20 protein-coding genes are annotated in these 18,817 nt (G+C 55.6%); 8 read left to right on the forward strand and 12 right to left on the reverse strand.

The features are described from left to right. Positions 1 to 3: 3 nt before the first annotated feature. The gene (locus tag Q0915_RS01910) at positions 4 to 1,356 is read left to right on the forward strand and encodes a sigma-54 dependent transcriptional regulator (protein WP_299472712.1); all 1,353 of its coding nucleotides are present in this window, start codon (positions 4 to 6) and stop codon (positions 1,354 to 1,356) included. Positions 1,357 to 1,429: 73 nt separating this feature from the next. Then, on the forward strand, positions 1,430 to 3,616 hold the full coding sequence (flhA, locus tag Q0915_RS01915; protein ID WP_299472714.1) for a flagellar biosynthesis protein FlhA: 2,187 nt from the start codon (positions 1,430 to 1,432) through the stop codon (positions 3,614 to 3,616). Positions 3,617 to 3,633: 17 nt separating this feature from the next. Here flhA and Q0915_RS01920 read toward each other — a convergent pair whose 3' ends face one another. The 4 genes from Q0915_RS01920 to Q0915_RS01935 form a co-directional block, all read right to left on the reverse strand. Next, a complete protein-coding gene (locus tag Q0915_RS01920) occupies positions 3,634 to 3,825 on the reverse strand; it encodes a hypothetical protein (RefSeq protein ID WP_299472716.1) in 192 nt (63 codons plus the stop codon). Between the two features lie 653 nt (positions 3,826 to 4,478). Next, the gene (locus tag Q0915_RS01925; RefSeq protein ID WP_299472718.1) at positions 4,479 to 4,787 is read right to left on the reverse strand and encodes a hypothetical protein; all 309 of its coding nucleotides are present in this window, start codon (positions 4,785 to 4,787) and stop codon (positions 4,479 to 4,481) included. 47 nt (positions 4,788 to 4,834) lie between these two features. Next, positions 4,835 to 5,305 carry a hypothetical protein gene (locus tag Q0915_RS01930; protein ID WP_299472720.1) on the reverse strand — a complete coding sequence of 157 codons (471 nt, stop codon included), beginning with the start codon at positions 5,303 to 5,305 and terminating at the stop codon, positions 4,835 to 4,837. A gap of 349 nt (positions 5,306 to 5,654) precedes the next feature. After that, positions 5,655 to 6,056 (reverse strand): nuclear transport factor 2 family protein, encoded by a 402-nt coding sequence (locus tag Q0915_RS01935; protein WP_299472722.1) that lies wholly within the window; start codon positions 6,054 to 6,056, stop codon positions 5,655 to 5,657. A 287-nt stretch (positions 6,057 to 6,343) separates the two neighbouring features. Here Q0915_RS01935 and Q0915_RS01940 point away from each other — a divergent pair, with 287 nt between their 5' ends. Beyond that, positions 6,344 to 7,051: a hypothetical protein gene (locus Q0915_RS01940; protein WP_299472724.1), complete on the forward strand. Its 708-nt coding sequence runs from the start codon at positions 6,344 to 6,346 to the stop codon at positions 7,049 to 7,051. A 130-nt stretch (positions 7,052 to 7,181) separates the two neighbouring features. Here the strand turns inward: Q0915_RS01940 and Q0915_RS01945 are convergent, their stop codons facing one another. From Q0915_RS01945 to Q0915_RS01960, 4 genes are all read right to left on the reverse strand, one after another. Beyond that, positions 7,182 to 8,240, reverse strand: a complete 1,059-nt coding sequence (locus tag Q0915_RS01945; protein ID WP_299472726.1) for a hypothetical protein — start codon at positions 8,238 to 8,240, stop codon at positions 7,182 to 7,184. Positions 8,241 to 8,383: 143 nt separating this feature from the next. Then, the gene (locus Q0915_RS01950; RefSeq protein ID WP_299544155.1) at positions 8,384 to 9,931 is read right to left on the reverse strand and encodes an ATP-binding protein; all 1,548 of its coding nucleotides are present in this window, start codon (positions 9,929 to 9,931) and stop codon (positions 8,384 to 8,386) included. After that, positions 9,928 to 10,623, reverse strand: a complete 696-nt coding sequence (locus tag Q0915_RS01955) for a response regulator transcription factor (RefSeq protein WP_299472730.1) — start codon at positions 10,621 to 10,623, stop codon at positions 9,928 to 9,930. Before Q0915_RS01955 ends, Q0915_RS01950 begins: the two co-directional genes overlap by 4 nt. A 254-nt stretch (positions 10,624 to 10,877) precedes the next feature. Beyond that, positions 10,878 to 11,153, reverse strand: a complete 276-nt coding sequence (locus Q0915_RS01960; RefSeq protein ID WP_299472732.1) for a flagellar biosynthesis protein — start codon at positions 11,151 to 11,153, stop codon at positions 10,878 to 10,880. A 146-nt stretch (positions 11,154 to 11,299) separates the two neighbouring features. Here Q0915_RS01960 and Q0915_RS01965 point away from each other — a divergent pair, with 146 nt between their 5' ends. Both Q0915_RS01965 and Q0915_RS01970 read left to right on the forward strand, forming a co-directional pair. Further along, positions 11,300 to 11,911, forward strand: coding sequence for a GNAT family N-acetyltransferase (locus Q0915_RS01965; protein WP_299472734.1), 612 nt, complete (start codon positions 11,300 to 11,302; stop codon positions 11,909 to 11,911). 24 nt (positions 11,912 to 11,935) lie between these two features. Further along, positions 11,936 to 12,322 carry a hypothetical protein gene (locus Q0915_RS01970; RefSeq protein WP_299472736.1) on the forward strand — a complete coding sequence of 129 codons (387 nt, stop codon included), beginning with the start codon at positions 11,936 to 11,938 and terminating at the stop codon, positions 12,320 to 12,322. A 337-nt stretch (positions 12,323 to 12,659) separates the two neighbouring features. On the opposite strand, the gene mtnA is transcribed toward Q0915_RS01970, so the two are convergent. Next, on the reverse strand, positions 12,660 to 13,766 hold the full coding sequence (mtnA, locus tag Q0915_RS01975) for an S-methyl-5-thioribose-1-phosphate isomerase (RefSeq protein ID WP_299472738.1): 1,107 nt from the start codon (positions 13,764 to 13,766) through the stop codon (positions 12,660 to 12,662). A 237-nt stretch (positions 13,767 to 14,003) separates the two neighbouring features. On the opposite strand from mtnA, the gene Q0915_RS01980 reads away from it, so the two are divergent. Beyond that, positions 14,004 to 14,585, forward strand: coding sequence for a hypothetical protein (locus tag Q0915_RS01980; RefSeq protein WP_299472740.1), 582 nt, complete (start codon positions 14,004 to 14,006; stop codon positions 14,583 to 14,585). Between the two features lie 179 nt (positions 14,586 to 14,764). Here the strand turns inward: Q0915_RS01980 and Q0915_RS01985 are convergent, their stop codons facing one another. Continuing rightward, on the reverse strand, positions 14,765 to 15,694 hold the full coding sequence (locus Q0915_RS01985; protein ID WP_299472742.1) for a metallophosphoesterase: 930 nt from the start codon (positions 15,692 to 15,694) through the stop codon (positions 14,765 to 14,767). An 81-nt stretch (positions 15,695 to 15,775) separates the two neighbouring features. Then, on the reverse strand, positions 15,776 to 15,901 hold the full coding sequence (locus Q0915_RS01990; protein ID WP_299472744.1) for a hypothetical protein: 126 nt from the start codon (positions 15,899 to 15,901) through the stop codon (positions 15,776 to 15,778). Between the two features lie 327 nt (positions 15,902 to 16,228). Here Q0915_RS01990 and Q0915_RS01995 point away from each other — a divergent pair, with 327 nt between their 5' ends. Then, the gene (locus Q0915_RS01995) at positions 16,229 to 16,729 is read left to right on the forward strand and encodes an NUDIX domain-containing protein (RefSeq protein WP_299472747.1); all 501 of its coding nucleotides are present in this window, start codon (positions 16,229 to 16,231) and stop codon (positions 16,727 to 16,729) included. A 21-nt stretch (positions 16,730 to 16,750) separates the two neighbouring features. Here the strand turns inward: Q0915_RS01995 and Q0915_RS02000 are convergent, their stop codons facing one another. Continuing rightward, complete coding sequence (locus tag Q0915_RS02000) at positions 16,751 to 17,725, reverse strand: glutathione S-transferase family protein (protein WP_299472749.1); 975 nt, start codon at positions 17,723 to 17,725, stop codon at positions 16,751 to 16,753. Positions 17,726 to 18,097: 372 nt separating this feature from the next. On the opposite strand from Q0915_RS02000, the gene Q0915_RS02005 reads away from it, so the two are divergent. Further along, positions 18,098 to 18,592, forward strand: coding sequence for an N-acetyltransferase (locus Q0915_RS02005; RefSeq protein WP_299472751.1), 495 nt, complete (start codon positions 18,098 to 18,100; stop codon positions 18,590 to 18,592). Positions 18,593 to 18,817: the final 225 nt, after the last annotated feature.

Below are 18,817 nucleotides of genomic sequence, written 5' to 3' on the forward strand. Positions count from 1 at the left end.
CAGATGCGCCTTTTAATTGTCGGAACACTTGGCGGTCAGCTCACGACAGCATCGAAGATCGCCATGCAAGGCGGCGCTCAGGTCACTCATGCGGACGATGTCGAAGGGGCGCTGAAAGTCCTGCGGTCCGGTCGCGGTGCCGATCTTCTGATGGTGGAAGTTCACCTGGACATTGCCGGTCTTATCGGCAAGCTCCAGAACGAGCGGGTTCATGTTCCGGTTGTCGCCTGCGGTGTGGAAACCGACGCCCAGGCGGCAGTTTCCGCGATCAGGGCAGGCGCCAAGGAATACATCCCGCTGCCACCCGATCCTGAAATGATCGCGGCGGTGCTTCAGGCCGTTGCCCAGGAACGGGGCGACCTGATCTACCGCGACGAGGCGATGGCCACGGTCGTCAAGCTTGCCGAACAAGTCGCGCCGTCCGAGGCATCGGTCCTGATTACGGGTGAATCCGGAACCGGTAAGGAAGTGATCGCACGGCACGTGCACAAGTGTTCCAACCGCGCATCGAAGCCGTTTATCTCGATCAACTGTGCAGCGATCCCGGAGCATCTCCTTGAATCGGAACTTTTCGGACACGAGAAAGGCGCGTTTACCGGCGCCGTCGCGCGCAGGATCGGCAAGTTCGAGGAGGCAGACGGGGGTACGTTGCTGCTCGACGAGATCTCCGAAATGGATGTCAGGCTGCAGGCCAAGCTATTGCGTGCGATCCAGGAGCGCGTGATCGACAGGGTCGGTGGCACACGCCCTGTCGCCGTGAATATCAGGATCCTGGCGACATCAAATCGCGATCTTGCAGAAAGTGTCCGGCAGGGACAGTTCCGGGAGGACCTTCTGTTCCGCCTGAATGTCGTCAATCTCAAGCTGCCGGCGCTGCGTGAACGTCCTGCAGACATCATGGAACTCGCCCAGTTCTTCATCAAGCACTACTCCGAGGCCAATGGCGTCCCGGAGCGCCCGCTGGCACCGGATGCCCGTCAGGCGCTGATGTCCAATCCCTGGCAGGGCAATGTCCGTGAACTTGAAAACACCATGCACCGGGCGATCCTGCTCGCCTCCGGCCCGGAGATTGGTGTTGAGGCGATCCGGATGCCTGACGGGTCGCCGCTTGCCATTTCCGGCGGACCCGCCGAGCGCGCCGCCCAAACGGCAGAAGCGGTGACGCGCTCATTCGTCGGGCGCACGGTTGCCGATGTTGAGCGGGATCTCATTCTGGACACCCTGGACCATTGCCTTGGGAACAGAACGCATGCGGCAAAAATTCTGGGAATTTCCATCCGCACGCTACGCAACAAGCTGAATCAGTATACCGATGAAGGGATTAGCGTTCCCGGACCGGGAGAAGCCCGCGCTTGAACAAGCGCAAAATCAGTCAGAGCCGGGTGCGAGTTTAAGGCTGTAAAGCGCCCTTTAGGAACCGGAACGAAGAATGTCGGATACGGCAGCAGGCGGAGAGAACGGATCACCGGATCCGGCACCGAAACAACCGGCGCCGGCTGCAGCTGGTGAACAGCCGGGTGTAAGCCTTTCAGGCCTGCCGGGCCTTCAGGAGGTCATCGATACGCTGCGCAAGGGTGATATCGGTCTGGCCACCGGCATACTCGTAATCCTGACGCTGCTCATTCTCCCGATGCCGCCGATGATGCTGGACATGTTTCTGGCTGTGTCGATCATCTTTTCCGTCATGATCCTCATGACGGGCCTGTTCATTCAAAAACCTCTTGAATTCTCGTCCTTTCCGACAGTGCTTCTGATCGCAACGATGTTGCGGCTAGGGCTCAACATCGCATCGACGCGCCTGATCCTGTCCAACGGTCATGAAGGCACTGCAGCGGCTGGAAATGTCATCCAGTCGTTCGGCAATCTTGTCATGGGCGGCAATTTCGTCATCGGGATCATCGTTTTTGCAATCCTGGTGATCGTGAATTTCATCGTGATCACCAAGGGTTCCGGACGTATCGCCGAGGTTGCCGCGCGCTTTACCCTCGATGCGATGCCGGGCAAGCAGATGGCGATTGACGCCGATCTATCAGCCGGGCTTATCGATGAGGCGGAAGCCAAGTCGCGGCGCAAGGCACTCGAGGATGAAAGTTCGTTTTTCGGGGCCATGGACGGTGCTTCGAAGTTCGTGCGCGGCGATGCGATTGCCGGGCTTCTCATCACTTTCATCAATATTCTCGGCGGGATCTTCATTGGCGTCGCCCAGATGGATCTCAGTTTTTCGGAAGCTGCGAACAACTACACGCTCCTGACCATCGGTGACGGGCTGGTGTCCCAGATTCCGGCACTCATTGTCTCGACTGCGGCCGGTCTTCTGGTGTCCAAGGCCGGCGTTCACGGTGCAGCCGACAAGGCACTTGCAAGCCAGTTCACCGGCTATCCGAAAGCACTCGGCATGTCGGCTGCCGTAATGGTTATCCTGGCGCTGTTGCCCGGCATGCCGATGGTGCCGTTTCTCGGACTGGCCGGGATTGCGGGCTATCTCGCCTACAGGGTCAGTGCCGGCAAGAAGCAGGAGGCCGCCAAGGCGGAGCAGAAAAAGGCGGTTGAGGCGGCACCGAAACCGCCACCCGAACCGCCGATCACAGATGCGCTCAAGATGGACGAGTTGCGCATTGAACTCGGGTATGCGCTGCTGCCGTTGATCAACGGCAAGGCCCAGGGCGATGGTGACATTCTGACTGAGCAGATCAAGGCGCTCCGCCGGCAGGTGGCGGGCGACATGGGCGTCATCATGCCGCCAGTGCGCATCCTCGATAATATTCAGCTTGGCGCCAACGACTACGTCATCAAGGTCAAGGAAGTCGAAGCGGGCAGGGGTATTCTCTTTCCGAACCATTTCATGGTGATGGATCCGGCTGGTGGCCAGGTGAAGCTTCCCGGCACCCACACGACGGAACCGACCTTCGGGCTACCGGCCACCTGGGTCGAGGCACAGTACCGCGAGGATGCGTCGCTGCGCGGGTATACGGTGGTCGATCCGGCCACGGTTCTTTCCACGCACCTGACGGAAACGATCAAGACCAACATCTCCGAACTTCTGACCTACGGCGATGTGCAGAAACTGCTCAAGGAACTGCAGGGCGAGCAGGCCAAGCTGGTGGAGGATCTTGTTCCCTCGCAGATCACCGTTTCGGGCCTTCAGCGGGTCCTGCAGGCGCTGCTCGACGAGCGCATATCCATCCGAGATCTCGGCACCATACTGGAAGGCGTTTCGGAGGCGACCGGCATGACCCGGAACACGGACACGATTGCCGAGCATGTGCGCTCACGGCTTGGGCGCCAGATCTGCGCGGCCAACCTTGCGCCCGGTGGGTATCTGCCGCTGATCGCACTGTCGCCGCAATGGGAACAGGCATTCCTTGAATCGATTGTCGGTGAAGGGGATGACCGCCAGCTTGCCATGCAGCCGAGCAAGCTACAGGACTTCGTGGCCAAGGTGCGCGATTCCTTCGAGGCCGCCGCCCAGCAGGGCGAGGTGCCGGTGCTCCTGACCTCTCCGCAGACCCGCCCGTTCGTACGCTCCATAGTCGAGCGTTTCCGTGCGCACACGACCATCATGAGCCAAGCGGAAGTTCATCCGCGTATCAAGCTGAAGACGGTCGGGTCGGTTTGAGAGGGAACGAAGTAAGCTCAGTCTCGAACGTCATAAAAGAATTTCATATATGCGAAGCTCCACGCGGAAAAAACAAACAATAGACTGAAATAGGTAAAATACGGATCTGGTACAAGGATCCAAATAGGCAGGCAGCCAATAACCGAAGCAACAATAAGAAATCCGCCATAGCAGGCTTTCACCAGCTCCGCCTTTTCTTTGTCATCCATGGCGCAGTTCCTTTTTTCAGCAGGCTTTGTTTAAATACTTGTTTCCCCTGCCCACTCTTCAGCCTGCATCAACTCCACCACATTCTGGTGAATGAGTACCCAGTGTGGCATCCCTGTTGGTCCTTCCGTGATCGGCGGTGGATGTGTGATCACGTCCCACTGACTTCTTGGCGACGTACAACGATATCAGCATGAAAACGAAAAGCGGAAAGATGACGGCCCCGGCAAGGTGTTTGTACGGCGCTGGCGACACGTTCGCTAGGACAAGCGCCAAAACCAGCGCGGCGAGCGCGGTCAAAAAAATCTTGAGTGCGTTCATCCGTGGATTTTAGGTGAGATATTTGCTTGTGACAATCTGCATTAGAACTTGCGGCGAAGAGCACGTTAAGCGTTTACCAGTAGGCTCACGTGACGTCTTTTGCGGAAAGTTGCTCGTTCTGGCACGAGGTGATTGGTGTCGCAGCCGCTAAATCAGTCCTTTTGTCTGCTCCATCGTTGAGCTTTTCGGTGCCACGACCATCGTGAGCCAGTCGGAAGTTCATCCGCGTATTAAGCTGAAGACCGTCGGGTCGGTTTGAAGCGCTGTTGTGGATCAAGATTGTTCTTTGGAAACCTAAGCGCACTTAAGGTCGCCAGTTGAGCGCAAACAGCAGTTATTGCGCACTTTTTCGAAAGTTCTTCTCAAGCGTCTTTCGAGGGTTTGTAATTTCCTGGAACATCTCTTCGAGTTTCGCCTTTCCGTGTTCATCGGCACTCAGATAAGCGTAGGTAACGAATGCAGAAGCTAAGATTAGCCATATGCCCACCAAAGCTAACCAATACTTCATGAAGGTCAAAGACCAGCGAAAGTAGTTGACCAGGTATGGTTTAATGCCGCCGTGTTTTCTCGTGCCAAAATAGAATTCTGCAGTTACAACAACAACAAACAGGGACACGATCACATAGAAAAACCAATATTCCATTGCGAATGCGTTCAAATTTCTGACTTAATAATGTCCGTTCTTGTGCGTTATTTTCTGCGCCATGTCTTTCTGTCGGAGGTTGGTGTCCATCTGGCCTTAAGTGCATTGCGGCCGGTCCACTTGCAGGTAGACCACGAAGACGCTCTGACGCAGGCAATGCCCGAGAACTGCCCGTTTTTCTCGACGAGAATTGTATTGCCTGGAATTTTTCGACACGCAAAAGTCTGTTTTGCTGGTCTTGTTGGCCGGAATTCCCGCATGGCCTTTTTCATGTCACGCTCGAATTCTTTGCTCTGCATTCTCTGTTTTGACGACAAGTGTTTGTACTTTTGCTTAAGTTCCTTTCGAAGGTGAGCAATCATTTGATCCGAAGGATCTTGTTTGCTTTTAATATAATTCGTCAGTTTCTTGTATTCTGATGCTGTATCGCACGCGTAATAAGCGCTTTGCGCCGCACTTGTTTGTTCAGTTATCAAGAACACAAGCAAAAAAATACATGTTTTTAGAACACTTCTCATAGGCTAATTTTCCTAACGTAAGTCTTACTGTCCAAATGCTCCGAATTAAACGTTTTAGAGATTTTACTATCTAATTTAACTTTTAGTTGCAATGGTAAGTGTCCTGATGGGCACCATATGAGACCTCAGCGAGCGTATTTCTGTGTGCGGTTGCCACGAATGGCCCTTTGCAGCGGATTACATGAAACACATGGACCTTGGTAGGCTGAGCCCCTTTTTGGTCATCGCGATGAAGATGCCGGTGAGATGCGTTGCCGTTGCATTTCGGGATCTGGCGTAAGACGAGTGGGTCAGCTTCAGGTGAAGCGTAGTGAGGGCCTAATTTATTTTGATCTCAGCCGGGACCTCTTCAGGCAGACCAGAAGGAATCGCTTTCGGCAGGCAGTGCTTCGACCATCCAGATCTGTTGCATCTTTTGGTGTTGTACAGTGACGAGATAGGCGGCGAAATTGTGTAGTTTTCGGCCTTTGCGCGAGGCCCTGACCTCGATCATGAGCATGACCTGTTCCGCGCTTATCTCCGCAATCTGGGTTATCGTGAGCTTGGGCTGCACTTTTGGAATGTCCAGCTGCTTGATGAGGCCCATGTAGGCATCGCGGCCGTTGACCTGCTGCGTACTGCCGTCGCTCTGCGTGACATCTGCCACCAGATCCTCCGCAAGGCATTCCGCCATGGCCGGAAGATCACCGTCATTGAATGCTTCGATGAACGACCTGACGATCTCAATATTTGACTGACTGGCTTTTGTCATCAGAACCTCTCACGGCATGCCGATTACCATACCCGATTTCAGTCTGCTCCCGTGCCGGTTTGGCCTCCCTGCGTACACGGTAGTCTACATGCAAAATCCGTTGAAATAGTAATCAGTCAAAAGGCATCGAGTGATTATTTAGAGTTGATACCTTGAAAATTACGCTAACTTATGATTAACGTAGAGTTGAATTTTGTTATGATTCAATTTCGTTGTATTTTCTTCGCATTTTAGACCGTATCTAGCAAAATTCGATTTTTTATGACTTGTAATCAAGAGGTTACGATATGTTGAGAACTTTCCTTACCGGCTTTTCCTTTGGGGCAATTTTGTTGGTGTCTGTCTCATCGCAAGCCGCATCCGTCATGCCAACCTTTACCGATCAGGGTATTGATACTTCCGGAACAGCGACGTCGACGCGCATGTACCGGGCGGATCTGACGGGTCTGGGTTTGACCGAAATCAGCGCGATAAAGCTTACGGATTCCAACTCGGGTGTCGGAGGCTCCACCGGGATTTATTCCGGATTCGACCTTGATGCCATTTTCCTTGATGTCGACGGCTTGCTGACGACGGATGGCGATCGCTTTTTCGCCGACAGTTTTCAGTTCAGCGCGGGAACGACGCGCCCCGGAGGATTCCAGGGGCCGTCGCCTTCAGGCGGGCCCACAAATGGTTCCATTGATGCGACGACAGTTGATGAAGCCGCAGCAACTTTGAACGACATTGACGGGATCTTCTTCGGGCCAGGCAGTCTTACGCTTGGTGACGGAGGCATCCTGACCGCCATCTTCAGCCCCAAAATTACAGTTGGTTCGTCACTTTATCTGTTCGCCGGCGAGGTGAGTGGCGACCCGGGAGAGACACTGACCGGTTTGGTGGAAATATCCGATACACCGCCAACGGTGGTGCCTTTGCCTGCGGCGTTGCCGCTTCTGGCCGGCGGGCTCGGGCTTCTCGGGCTGGCTGGATTCCGGCGCCGGGCAACGAGCTGACTCCGGTTAAAGCACAGACCAAGGAAAGCGGCTTACGAGCCGCTTTTTTCATTTTCGGTTCCTTATGGGCTACGGGTTCTTCATAGCCTTTCGGAGGGGCAAGGGTTTCCAAAGTTTGGACCGATAGAGTTTACATTTTCAGGCACCCCAACAGATCCTGCTCGAAATAGGGAGATTGATTGCGCCAGAACATGTAGTCGACTTTCAGGAAATGTTTCGCGAATGCATGAAGGACGGGCACAATATTCTTGCGATTGGTCATGACTTCCAGATCATTTGTTTTTCCGATGTAATTCCCGTCCTGAACTGCGATCCCAAGAGGGACCGTGAAGGTGTTTTCATGCATCATCGCAAGAGCATGGTTAAGTTGTCCCTTGCGCTTGTACATGAGGTCCGGCGCGCCGAGACCTACACCAATCTCTTCGCCGTAGCTGTAAAGACCGCGCAAGTGACCCTCGTCTTCCCACGGAAGCCACTCTCCCGGCACGAAATTCGCGTAGAGCATTGCCTTTGAGGACGGGAACGCTGTTTTCAGGGCCCGCATGTTCGCTTTCAGGCCGTCGACATAGAGGTCCGGTGAAAAGGACGCGTCCGAGCGTTCTGTTATGCCAATTGAGGTTTCCTGCAAATTGAGGCCTTCGATTTCTCCATCAAATTCGTCGCCGAGTGCGTTGAGCAAAGCCGCGAAGCGGGCACGAACGGCTGGGTTCCAGCGTTTTGCCACCCAGCCTTCCAGTTCGCCGCTATCGGTATATTGCGGCGATACCCCGCCGTCGAAATGACTGTGCAAGAGGTATTCAGGCACAGGTTTGTAGTCCGGAGAGAAAGACGCGTCCTGAAGCTGGATAAACAACTTCTTGCCGTGCGAGGAGAGATAGACGAGGTCGGCTTCGATTGCCGAGAAATCATAACGCCCTTCGGCAGGTTCCAGTTGACGCCAGGAATACATGATCTGTGCGCCGGCGAGCCGCTCGGTTTCTAACAGTGCATGATTGTGTATCGCGTCGCGATCACGCGCGAAATATACGAAGTGATCAATCGCATCCGTCTCAAGCGGACAGGAGGCATCAAGATACTTCTTGTATTCAGTCAGGTACCGTTCGCTCGGATTGCCGAAGGATTGAGAAGGGGAAAGTGTCAGCAAAATGCTGGCCGCGAACGTGGCCGCGGTAAAACGGGTGAAGGTCATTTGATCTGCCGGTCGGTTGGGTGCACTGCGTCAGTGCGTTGAAGACAGGCTGGAAATTATCGTCTCAAATCAACCATCTCTATTTCGATGTGGTGCAGGTGTTGTGCACGATTGGTGCAGGCGTTTGTCCACTCCAAAGGACTTCAACGGCTTTGCGGAAACTCGATGCGAAATTTCGCGCCACCTTGCGCATTTATCGGGACAAACCGCGCGTCATAGAGCTGCAGAATAGCGTCGACGATCGATAGTCCCAATCCCGTTCCACCCCGATCCCGACGGGAGGTGAAAAAGGGTTCTGTCAAGCGGTCCGTGTCTTTGTCAGCGAAACCTTCGCCGTCATCGCTGACGTGTAAAACTTTTCCATCCCACTCGATCCAGATGTGTTTTGCACCGTGGCAGACGGCGTTTTGCGCCATTTGCACCAGAACAGTCTCGCCATGCCGCGTGGACAATGGCAGCGGTGTGCCGTTTGAACGGGCTATCACCTGAAGGCTTGGTTCAGCTGGCAGCATTTCTTCGAGGAAGGTTGGCCTCCCGGGCCCTTGCTGGCGCAGCCGCGTGACTTCCCGAAGTCGGTTGAGAAGGTGATCCATTCGCCGTCCCTGCATATTCAACGTTGCCAGGAGCTCGCCTTGTGCACGTTCGTCCAGCGTGTCGTCTTGCAACAATTCGGAAGCGGAAATGATGGCAGTGATCGGCGTCTTGAGTTCATGGGTCACGTGCGTTGTGTAAATGTTGATTTCTTTCGACCTTGCAGACAATCGCCGGGCCATGGCGATGACCGCCTCTCCAAGCTGGGCGAGTTCGTGCACGCCGTAGCGTTTGAGGGTCGTCAAGTCTTCAAGGTTGCCGGCAGCGATTGCTCTTGCCTGTTCTCGAAGTCCCTTGATCGGACCGGTGACAAGGCGTGACAACAGGGCACCGAGCGCGAGCGTTCCGCAAATCGTAATCCCCGCCAAAACGAGAATTGTTGTTCGTTCGCCTGACAGGTAAGCCACCAATTCATCAGGTGTCCGTGAAAGATAGACAGCACCAATTACCCGGTTTTCACTGATCACAGGAAAGGCAATGAAAACTCTGAAGCCAGTGCCCCTGCTGAGCGAGAGGTAGGTCGCGGCGTCCTGCGTTTCTTCCCGCCAACGCAGCGCTGCGCCGATGCCGCCGGTCAGTGCCTTTTGTACTTCTGAAACCTCAGCAAAACCTGCGGCTTCAGACGCATGCAGGTCAACACCGGTGTGATCCAGAAAAACAACATTTGAAAGGGTTGTTCGTCCCGACCTAGAAGACACCGTCTCAAGCGTGCGGGCTACTGCCTTGTGACGGTCTCCAAGGCTTGTGCTGACAGCGACAGGTTCCGGACGCGCGGGCAGGATCTGGTCACGTTGAAGGTTCAGAAGCGGCGCGAAGGTTCTTGCTCTGGCGTTCCAGAAGACACGTTTTTGTGGTGGAAGATAGTATCCCGGCATCTTCGCACCGCCACGTGCGCGCGTAGCCGCCTCAAAAGCAGTGGCATAGATGCCCGCATAAATCGATGCCTGCTGAATAAGAGATTGTTCCGTCTCATGAATAAAGCGGTTGACCCCCAATTTCAGAAAGAGCACAGCGGCAAGGGGGAGAATGAGCACTGTGCAACAGACAGCTGTCACCACAAGCGCCAGCGACGGACGCCACCGTGAGAAAAGGCTGTTCACTGGTTGGGTGACCTGAGCAGACAGTCTCCCAATCGCAAGCCGACACCGTGAACTGTCCTGATCACGTCGGTGCAACCGAGCTTGGAAGCTTTTGCCCTTATGTTGCGGACGTGACTGTCGATCGTGCGCCCGGAAAGACTGTTGTTTTGCCCATACACGCCGGCGATCAGGGTGTTCCTGTCCATCAATGTGCCCGGATGGCGCGCCAGCAGCGCCAGCAGCGCGAACTCGGTGGATGTTACCGCGAGTTCGTGCGACCCGAGCATGCACGCGTGCCGCCGTCCGTTTAGTTGAAGATCGCCGTAACGGAGCAACTCTTCGGTTTGCTGACCGCCACGGGAAAGGATCGCCTTGATACGCAGCATCAGCTCGCGCGGAGAAAAAGGCTTGGCGACAAAGTCGTCTCCGCCCAGCTCAAATCCCAGTATTCGATCGACCTCATCATCATGCGCCGTAAGGAACAGGATCGGGACACGCGAGTGGTTGCGGATCTGCTTGCAACAGTCAAAGCCGTTCATGCCCGGCATGCCAACATCCAGAACCACGAGATCGGGTTTGTGCCGGTGCACCAATGTGAGAGCATCAAGACCGTTTGCCGCCTCATTTGTCTGCATGCCGGCTGTCTCAGCCGCAATCCGGACAACACCCCGGATGTGAAAATCATCGTCTACGATCAGGATCCGGGACGTCATGAGAGCACTTTTGAATCGATGGAGAGCGGATTGTACAGAGCTTCATTGAGCTATGATCTTGGCCATAATCGGACGCTCATTGTTCAATTTTTAATTGCGGTTCTTGTTGAGGGCAACTTTATCTCAAGCGCGACAATTCCTGATCGATATTGGGTGTCTTTGAACCGTAGATCATGGAAAACCAAATGCGAGTTCGCCGCTCATCGCACGCGACGCCAACGAGAATTGTTTTGCAGGGTGACGGCTTCTACAAGTCAGACCAGAACGTTGATCCGTGCCGCGACAGCGGTCGCGTTGGCATAAGGTCCGGCCTGGCTCCGATTTTGGAAGATAAATGCGGTGTTTGCCTGTGAGGCCTGGGTGCCGATTGTTGCGAAGTTGTTAGCTATCGCACGCAGTTGCTGCATCCTTTCAGCGGAGGCCTGACGTTTTTGGGCCCATGCCTGATTGTAGTCCGACCAGGTAGACTTGCCCTGGGACCGGTACTTGCTGTGATAGTCTCTTTGGATGTAGTTCCCGACCTTGGGCATCAGCGCATCTTTCCTGGATACAGATGCAGTGTCCCAAGTTGTGGTTAACAGGGTGTTAAAGCGGTGCAATACGCAAAACGCGCCCTTGTGCTTTTCAAGGCAACTGCTAAGCCGGAGCTGAACTGCGAACTATCCCTGGATTTGAGATGACCGACCGCGTGCTTGATCTGAACGGCTATACGGATGTTCCGGATGGGAAAATTGCGTTCGTGGTCACGTTTCTGGAAATGCTGGCGCCGCCGCAATCTCCGCTGGCTCCAGCGCGGGACGATGTTGATCTGCTCAAATGGAACGCGCCGGACCTTGCCGCCTATCGCAGTCTCTTCCGGCAGGTGGGCGAGGACTGGATGTGGTTCGGCCGACTGATCCATGACGATGAAACTCTCAAAGCAATGCTGAACGATCCGGCACGGGAAAACTATCTGCCCATGATGGGCAGGAAACCGATTGGAACGCTTGAGCTCGACTTTACCGACCCGCAGGAGCCCGAGGTCTCTTATTTCGGCCTTGTACCGGATGCCATCGGTGGCGGCCTCGGGCGCTGGCTGATGGCGCAGGCCGTCGAGATGGCCTGGTCCCGCCCGCAAACCAAGCGCCTTTGGCTGCACACCTGCACGGGCGACAGTCCGCAGGCAATCCGGTTCTATATGTCTTGCGGGTTCAAACCCTATAAACGCTCCATCGAAATTGCCGACGATCCGCGCCTTTTGGGCCTTCACACCCACGAAAGCGCACCCCATGTACCGGTGATTGACTAAATTGGTACACAGAGAAATTACGTGATGCTGGATCAACGCGCCTTTGAAAAGCTGGAAAATTATCTAAAACGCGTCCCTGCGGTATTCCCAAACATTCAGAGCGGTTCGAATTCGCACGAGTGGTGGGTCACGTTTGACATTGATATCCATCACGACATTGCATGGCACGTTGTTCAGGAATTTGCCTATGTGGCAAATAATCTCTCTCTTCAAGAGCGTCTGCCGACACGTTTTTACCCGAGTTCGCCACCACCTTACCTGAATGGCGGGCCGGAGGAGTTTCTGTCCTGGTGGATTACTTGCAGCAGTTTGGAGTTTAGACCAGGAACGCTGGCAGACTGGCTCGAGGGCCGTCTCCCCCGTCCGGTTGAAGATATCTCGCAATGGGATCTGCAGGATAGTGACGACTAGAATAGCGGCATGACAGGCGCTCGGTCATTATCTGAGATCATAAACTCCTTCTCACAGGTTTCGTTCATGCCCCAGAAGCAGGAACCTATGTCTTTTCTTCCAGTACACAAGATTCCAGAGAGCCATCCCTGACCTCGTTAGGGATGACCGTCAGCGGATTTGATGTTCGTTTTTTTGCAGATCAAATCCTTAAGGATGCTTCTGATCTGTTGTGGGCGGTTCAACGGTGAAACGGTGACATGTACCTGTCCTGCGCATGAACTTTCGCACCTAATCTCCGATCTAGCCCGGGATCACCAATTGCGAGATCCAGATCGCTTTGTCCAATACTCAGATCCTAAGCACTCATTTTGACCCGTTCCGGGAAGGCTCCCGCGATGGATTGGCGGTTTGGCTCCAGGACGCCGCGTTCGGTGATAAGACCCGTCACGAGGCGCGCCGGGGTCACGTCGAACGCCGGATTGGCGACTGGCGAACCCTCGGCGACGATATTGATCGTGTGAATGTCGCCGCGGTCGGTCCTGCCTGTCATCTGGCTGACTTCCTTGCCGTCCCGCTCTTCGATAGGTACTTCGCGAACACCGTCCGAGAGCGAGAAATCGATGGTCGGTGAGGGCAGGGCGACATAGAAGGGCACGTTGTTGTCTCTCGCCGCGAGAGCTTTCAAATACGTTCCGATCTTGTTGCAGACATCACCGGTTGCCGTCGTCCGGTCGGTGCCTGTGATGACGATATCGACTTCGCCGTGCTGCATCAGGTGCCCGCCTGCATTGTCGACGATCACAGTATGCGGCACACCGTGGTGGCCGAGTTCCCAGGCGGTCAGGAAAGCGCCCTGGTTCCGGGGCCGGGTCTCGTCTACCCACACATGCACCGGAATGCCGCCGTCATGGGACATATAGACGGGCGCGGTCGCCGTTCCCCAGTCCACGGTTGCAAGCCAGCCGGCATTGCAGTGGGTCAGGATATTGACGGGCTCGCCTTTTCGCTTCGTTTCGGAAATGGCGGCGATCAGCTCCATGCCATGCATGCCGATTGCCATGTTGATCCCGATGTCCTCATCGCAGATGTCGTTGGCGAGCGTGAATGCGGCGGTAGCGCGCAGCGCTGGTTCCACCTGGATCAGGACTTTGCGCGCACGGTCGAGCGCCCAGTGAAGATTGACGGCGGTCGGCCGTGTTTCAAGAAGTGCCGAGCAGGCATGGTGTAGCGCTTCGTCCGAAGAATCCGCGCGCATTGCGAGCGCGACCCCATAGGCTGCCGTTGCCCCGATTAGTGGCGCGCCGCGTACTTGCATGACCCGGATTGCGTGCGCGGCATCTTCCATCGTGCGAAGCTTTGCAATCTCGAAGGCATAGGGAAACTTGGTCTGGTCGATGATTTCGACGCTTTCGCCATCCTTTGCGAGCCAGATCGTGCGATATTTTTTGCCATCGACATTCATGAGGTGATCTCCCAGACAGGGCGGACACGGGTGTTCTAACTTTGCATAACCCATGATTTGGGGTGTGGCCAGCGCTGCCTTGCTGGCGTCACGGTTAAAAATCTCTTAATGTTCGTTAACCAAATTCGGATCATTGCCGGTGGAAAGGCGAGGACTAGGGCCGTGTGGCCGTTTCACGCCAGCGGGAGTCAGTTAAGACTTCGTTCACGAACGGCAGAATAAGGAGCCAGACAACACATGTCTGAAATGCAGGATAACGTCGTCCCCCACACGCGCATTCGCTCCCTGCGCGATGCTATCCGCAAGGTGCAGCTTGGTGAAGTCGAACGCTCCGATGTCGTGGTCGAGCTTCAAGATACGGAGCGGGCGCGGCTCGACATGCTGGCGGACGAACTCAAGGATGTCTTCAAGGAAATCCCGGAGGATGACGACCAGTTTTCGTTGCAGATCATTTCCGGCTCGACACCACGTTTGTGGATTGACGCAACCAGCCATGTTGCTGTCGGCGGTGACCGCAAGACCTACCGGTTCTTGAAAGACACCCGCCTTGGGCGGGTTGTCATTCTGGAGACGGCAAACATCGATGACATGGCCGACTGCCTGACCGAGTATATTGCAGAACGGGTGATCGAACGCGAAAAAGCGCTGGAAGGCGACTGGCTCAACAACCGGCTGAAGCAGGTTGCCAATGAATCAAAGGTCGTTCGGGTGCGGGAAAGCAGAACATCCTGGCTGGCGGTTCTGGGTGCATTCGGCATCGGGATTGCGGCCGGTGTCGTCGGTCTCGTCGCGTTTGCCTGGTTCGCCAATCCGCTTTGAAACGATCATTGACTAAGATGTCAGTCGCTTGCCGCTTGTAATCCCGGTTTGGCGGAGACAACACCGGGATACAGCATGTTGCCGGTCTGAAATGTGCGCGCTGATGACCTGGCGGCGTGCCTTTGCAGGCATGACAAGGTTGCTGAGAGAACTCTCAAGATCGCATTGATCTCGATGTGTCAACTCCCATCCGGTATCACGATTTCCCGCTCTCGAAGCAGTACGACAGGCGTGTTCGGGGCCTCAAATCCATGTTCTTCCATTCGGCAAATCCAGCCGGCATTGGTCTTGTCGATTTTGAAGAGATTGTAGCAGGCGGCCGGGCCATGGCCGCCCGGGGCACTTGTTGCTGAGGGAACACCAATCACGTGGACAGGGCCGTTCGGACCTTCGATTTTCTCAAAACTGTCAATATGTGTATGACCATGCAGGATCAGTTCGGCACCTGCGCGCTTGACCACCGCGCGAACGCGTGAGGCGTCCGACAGGCGCTTGTGCCACTTGGTGGCCTGCCTGAACGGTGGGTGATGGAGCATCACGACCCTGAAGAGCCCTTCTTTTCCAAGCTCTTCCAAAACGGTGCGCAGGCGTTTTGCCTGCTCGCTCCCGACCCGGCCGGTGGCAAACCAGGGCGCGGTAGCGCGGCCGGTTGTCACTCCTATAAGCGCGACGTTGTCGCGTTTTCGCACGTAAGGAAAGGTCGCTTCGGATCTTACGTCTTCAGGCGGGGTGGTGCTTGCATCATCGGCGCACATGTAAGGCCACCAGGCCGTGCGCGCGCGCCGGATAGCACCAGGCACATAGGCATCGTGGTTTCCGGGCACAACCGAAACATCACGCGGGTCACCGATTTCCTCAAGCCAGGTACGTGCTCCCGCGATTTCAATCGGAAGCGCAATGTTCACAAGGTCGCCAGTGACGGCGATGTGGTCCGGTGCCTTTTCCTTCATGTCATCGACGAGCTGATCCAGATAGCTCGCGCCCATGATCTTGGACCGGTTCCGGTGCCAGTTGAGGTAGCCGAGAATGCGTTTTGAAACGAGCTGGAGAAGCTTTGGGTCAGGCAGGGGACCGAGATGCGGGTCCGAAAGATGCGCGAGCGTGAACATGAGGGCGCATCTTCAAATCAAAACGCGCCGCGTCAAGAAAATAACGCGGCGCGTCCAAGGCTGTTATGACTTTTGTATCCGTCAGGCTTTCGCTTTGACTGGTCGGGTTTTTGCATCCGCAGCCAGAACGGGTTTACCGGTGCTTGATCCAGCGGTGCGCGTCGTCTCGCGCAGCGTCGCGTTCACAACATTTACGAAACCGATCATGTGCTGCTCCGTATGCGGTTTGCTGAAGCCCGTGTCGACGGTTGTCAGTTTGTCGGGAACGTGGTCAGTGCGGCGACAATGCGCGGGTTGCTGAGATCAACAGCCGGTTTCCACTGGTAGTGGGACGGACGTTTGCGGCCTTTGCCGAAGAGTGCGTTCAACATTGTCGTTATCCTTTTTTGCGGTCGGGCAGCGATTGCTCTGCCTTCGAATTCATCACTGTGCACTTTATATAGGCATCTGCGCCCTGCGTTACGAGCGATATTCCGTCGCATCTGCCCTGCAGAAAATGCATGGGTTAATAAGGTTTTACTTCAGGATTTAGGCGTGCAATCTGCCGGTATGTTGAAACTTCTGTCGTTCCTGCCAACACCGTGGACCAAGCGCATTGTCCAGAGCGCGGTCCTGATCCGGAACCCTTACATTCTGGGCGTCCGAGTCCTTGTCGAGGACGACCAGCGCCGCATCCTGCTTGTGCGACATACCTACCTGGAAGGCTGGTATCTTCCAGGTGGTGCCGTCGATGGCGGTGAAACGCTCGCCGAGGCTGCGGTCCGGGAAGTTCGCGAAGAGGCGGGTGTTGCGGCTGCGGGCGCTCCCGATTTGCTCGGCATGTACCTCAATCGCGAGGCGACGGGCCGCGATCATGTGGGGCTTTTCCACCTGACGGACTGGAACAGGACCGAAGCTTATCTTGAACCCAACTCCGAGATTGCGGAAGCGGGTTTTTTCGCACTGGATGCGCTGCCGGACGGTTTGAGCCCGGCAACGGAACGTCGTCTGACGGAGTTCAGGAACGGGGACTTTCCGTCCGGCGCTTATTGGTGATCTTGCAGTTCCTTCAGGACCTCACGCAGCTGCCGGAAGCCGATCGCGGTTATGAGGCTTCAGGAAATCGAGCTCCGGTCCTACCGGAACGATCCGGGTCGGATTGACGCTTTCATGAGAGCCGTAATAGTGCTGCTTGATTGTCGCCATATCGACAGTCTCCGCGACGCCCGGCACCTGATAGAGCTCCAGAAGGTAGTTCTGCAGGTTCGGGTAGTCGAGGATCCGTCTGATGTTGCACTTGAAGTGACCGACATAGACGGCATCGAACCGCACCAGTGTCGTAAACAGCCGCCAGTCTGCCTCGGTCAGGCGGTCTCCTGTCAGATAACGGTTTGAGGCAAGCAGATCCTCCAGGTAATCAAGCGTTTCAAAAAGGGCTGTGACCGCTTCCTCGTAAGCATCCTGTGACGTTGCAAAGCCGGATTTGTAAACGCCGTTGTTGAGTGTGTGATAGATCCGCTCGTTGACCGCATCGATATCCGCGCGCAGGTTTTCGGGATAGAAATCCAGATTGGAGCCTGTCAGCCCGTCGAATTCGGAGTTGAACATCCTGATGATTTCAGACGACTCGTTGCTGACGATTGTTTCCTGGTGTTTGTCCCACAGGATCGGCACGGTTGCGCGGCCGGTATAGGTCGGATCGGCCTTGGCGTAGATGTTCCAGGCGTATTTTGCTCCCGTCAAAGCTTCTTGTTCTGCGAACTCCCAGCCGTTTTCGAGCATGAGCGGCTGAACTGCTGAAAGACCGATTGCGTCTTCCAGGCCCTTCAGCTTGCGGAAGATCATCGCGCGGTGCGCCCAGGGACAGGCGTAGGAAACAAACAAGTGGTAGCGGCCGGCTTCCGCCTTGAAACCGCCTTTCCCGCTTGGGCCGGCGGATCCGTCCGCGGTGATCCAGTTGCGGAACGCGGCATCCTTGCGGACGAACCGGCCTCCACTGGATTTCGTATCGTACCATTGGTCTTTCCAGACACCGTCTACCAGCAATCCCATAGTGCGCTCCTTGAATTTCCTTTAGCTGAAAGTTGTGCGCCGAAGCTGAAAATCAATCAATTGAATGCTGTGTTCGGGATGGGTGAACAATAGCTTGTGCCGTGAACCTTGCAAAAAGCGCTGGACCGGACGGTTCTTGCGTGCTAACCGCTTTGCCTCACGAATAAACCGCCGGACAGTCTTCAATTTCCGGCGAAACCGAAAGACTGGGATTAATGACCGCAGGTCTGATGCTCCGACGACGAACCGACCGACGAGAAAGCTCTCGTTCGCTCCGTCGCGGCTGACCTGATCCCGGATCAACAAAACCACTTCTCTGGGCTATTGGCAGGCGCGCTTTCCGATAAAGATCGCTTGTTCAGGAACAGCCTCATGAAACAGACCACGTGGGTCATCCGGCTCGAAGACGCCGCAGACAACACCGCCATCGAAGACCTCCAGGCAGAAGCCTTCGGACCGGGACGGTTCGCAAGGACGGCGTTCCGTATCCGCGAGAACGTACCGCACCGGACGGATCTGTCTTTTGTCGGATTGGTGGGGTCGCACATCGCCGGGTCCATCCGGCTTTCCCCGGTCCTGATCGGAGATGCAGAGGGTCTGTTGCTGGGACCACTAACAGTCTCTCCTGATTTCAAGAATCGGGGTCTGGGCAAGGCGCTCATGCGTACGGCAATGGACGCTGCAGCGTTGGCAGGGGACAAGGTTGTTCTTCTCGTTGGCGATGCACCCTATTACGGACCCTTCGGGTTTCAGCAAGTGCCTCTAGGACATATCGCTCTACCCGGGCCGGTCGATCCGGCGCGGTTGCTGGTCGCTCTGATGAACGGGGCGGAGATGCCTGCAGGCGCGGTACGCGGTGGATTGTGAAACCGTTGCGGTTGTTCGTTGCGCCCCTCGCGTACCGAAGTGCAGGTACGAAGACCGAGTTCCCACTCAGGAATGATCGCCTTATGACCTTGAACCGAGAGGCCAGGGCAAGGTTAAAGACAGCTGCCTTCCCGGACGCAGCATAGCGAAGATCCGGGAACCCGCTGCCCTTGCAGCAATAAAGGTCCCGGCTCAAGGCCGGGACGGCAACAGATTTAATCGGGC

Source organism: uncultured Roseibium sp. (assembly GCF_947494555.1).
Lineage (GTDB): Bacteria > Pseudomonadota > Alphaproteobacteria > Rhizobiales > Stappiaceae > Roseibium.

Bases quoted from the DNA above. Each gene is read 5' to 3' on its own strand.
- Q0915_RS01910 (WP_299472712.1), top strand. From the start codon at position 4: ATGCGCCTTTTAATTGTCGGAACACTTGGCGGTCAGCTCACGACAGCA.
- flhA (WP_299472714.1), top strand. From the start codon at position 1,430: ATGTCGGATACGGCAGCAGGCGGAGAGAACGGATCACCGGATCCGGCA.
- Q0915_RS01920 (WP_299472716.1), bottom strand. From the start codon at position 3,825: ATGGATGACAAAGAAAAGGCGGAGCTGGTGAAAGCCTGCTATGGCGGA.
- Q0915_RS01925 (WP_299472718.1), bottom strand. From the start codon at position 4,787: ATGGAATATTGGTTTTTCTATGTGATCGTGTCCCTGTTTGTTGTTGTT.
- Q0915_RS01930 (WP_299472720.1), bottom strand. From the start codon at position 5,305: ATGAGAAGTGTTCTAAAAACATGTATTTTTTTGCTTGTGTTCTTGATA.
- Q0915_RS01935 (WP_299472722.1), bottom strand. From the start codon at position 6,056: ATGACAAAAGCCAGTCAGTCAAATATTGAGATCGTCAGGTCGTTCATC.
- Q0915_RS01940 (WP_299472724.1), top strand. From the start codon at position 6,344: ATGTTGAGAACTTTCCTTACCGGCTTTTCCTTTGGGGCAATTTTGTTG.
- Q0915_RS01945 (WP_299472726.1), bottom strand. From the start codon at position 8,240: ATGACCTTCACCCGTTTTACCGCGGCCACGTTCGCGGCCAGCATTTTG.
- Q0915_RS01955 (WP_299472730.1), bottom strand. From the start codon at position 10,623: ATGACGTCCCGGATCCTGATCGTAGACGATGATTTTCACATCCGGGGT.
- Q0915_RS01960 (WP_299472732.1), bottom strand. From the start codon at position 11,153: ATGCCCAAGGTCGGGAACTACATCCAAAGAGACTATCACAGCAAGTAC.
- Q0915_RS01965 (WP_299472734.1), top strand. From the start codon at position 11,300: ATGACCGACCGCGTGCTTGATCTGAACGGCTATACGGATGTTCCGGAT.
- Q0915_RS01970 (WP_299472736.1), top strand. From the start codon at position 11,936: ATGCTGGATCAACGCGCCTTTGAAAAGCTGGAAAATTATCTAAAACGC.
- mtnA (WP_299472738.1), bottom strand. From the start codon at position 13,766: ATGAATGTCGATGGCAAAAAATATCGCACGATCTGGCTCGCAAAGGAT.
- Q0915_RS01980 (WP_299472740.1), top strand. From the start codon at position 14,004: ATGTCTGAAATGCAGGATAACGTCGTCCCCCACACGCGCATTCGCTCC.
- Q0915_RS01985 (WP_299472742.1), bottom strand. From the start codon at position 15,694: ATGTTCACGCTCGCGCATCTTTCGGACCCGCATCTCGGTCCCCTGCCT.
- Q0915_RS01990 (WP_299472744.1), bottom strand. From the start codon at position 15,901: ATGATCGGTTTCGTAAATGTTGTGAACGCGACGCTGCGCGAGACGACG.
- Q0915_RS02000 (WP_299472749.1), bottom strand. From the start codon at position 17,725: ATGGGATTGCTGGTAGACGGTGTCTGGAAAGACCAATGGTACGATACG.
- Q0915_RS02005 (WP_299472751.1), top strand. From the start codon at position 18,098: ATGAAACAGACCACGTGGGTCATCCGGCTCGAAGACGCCGCAGACAAC.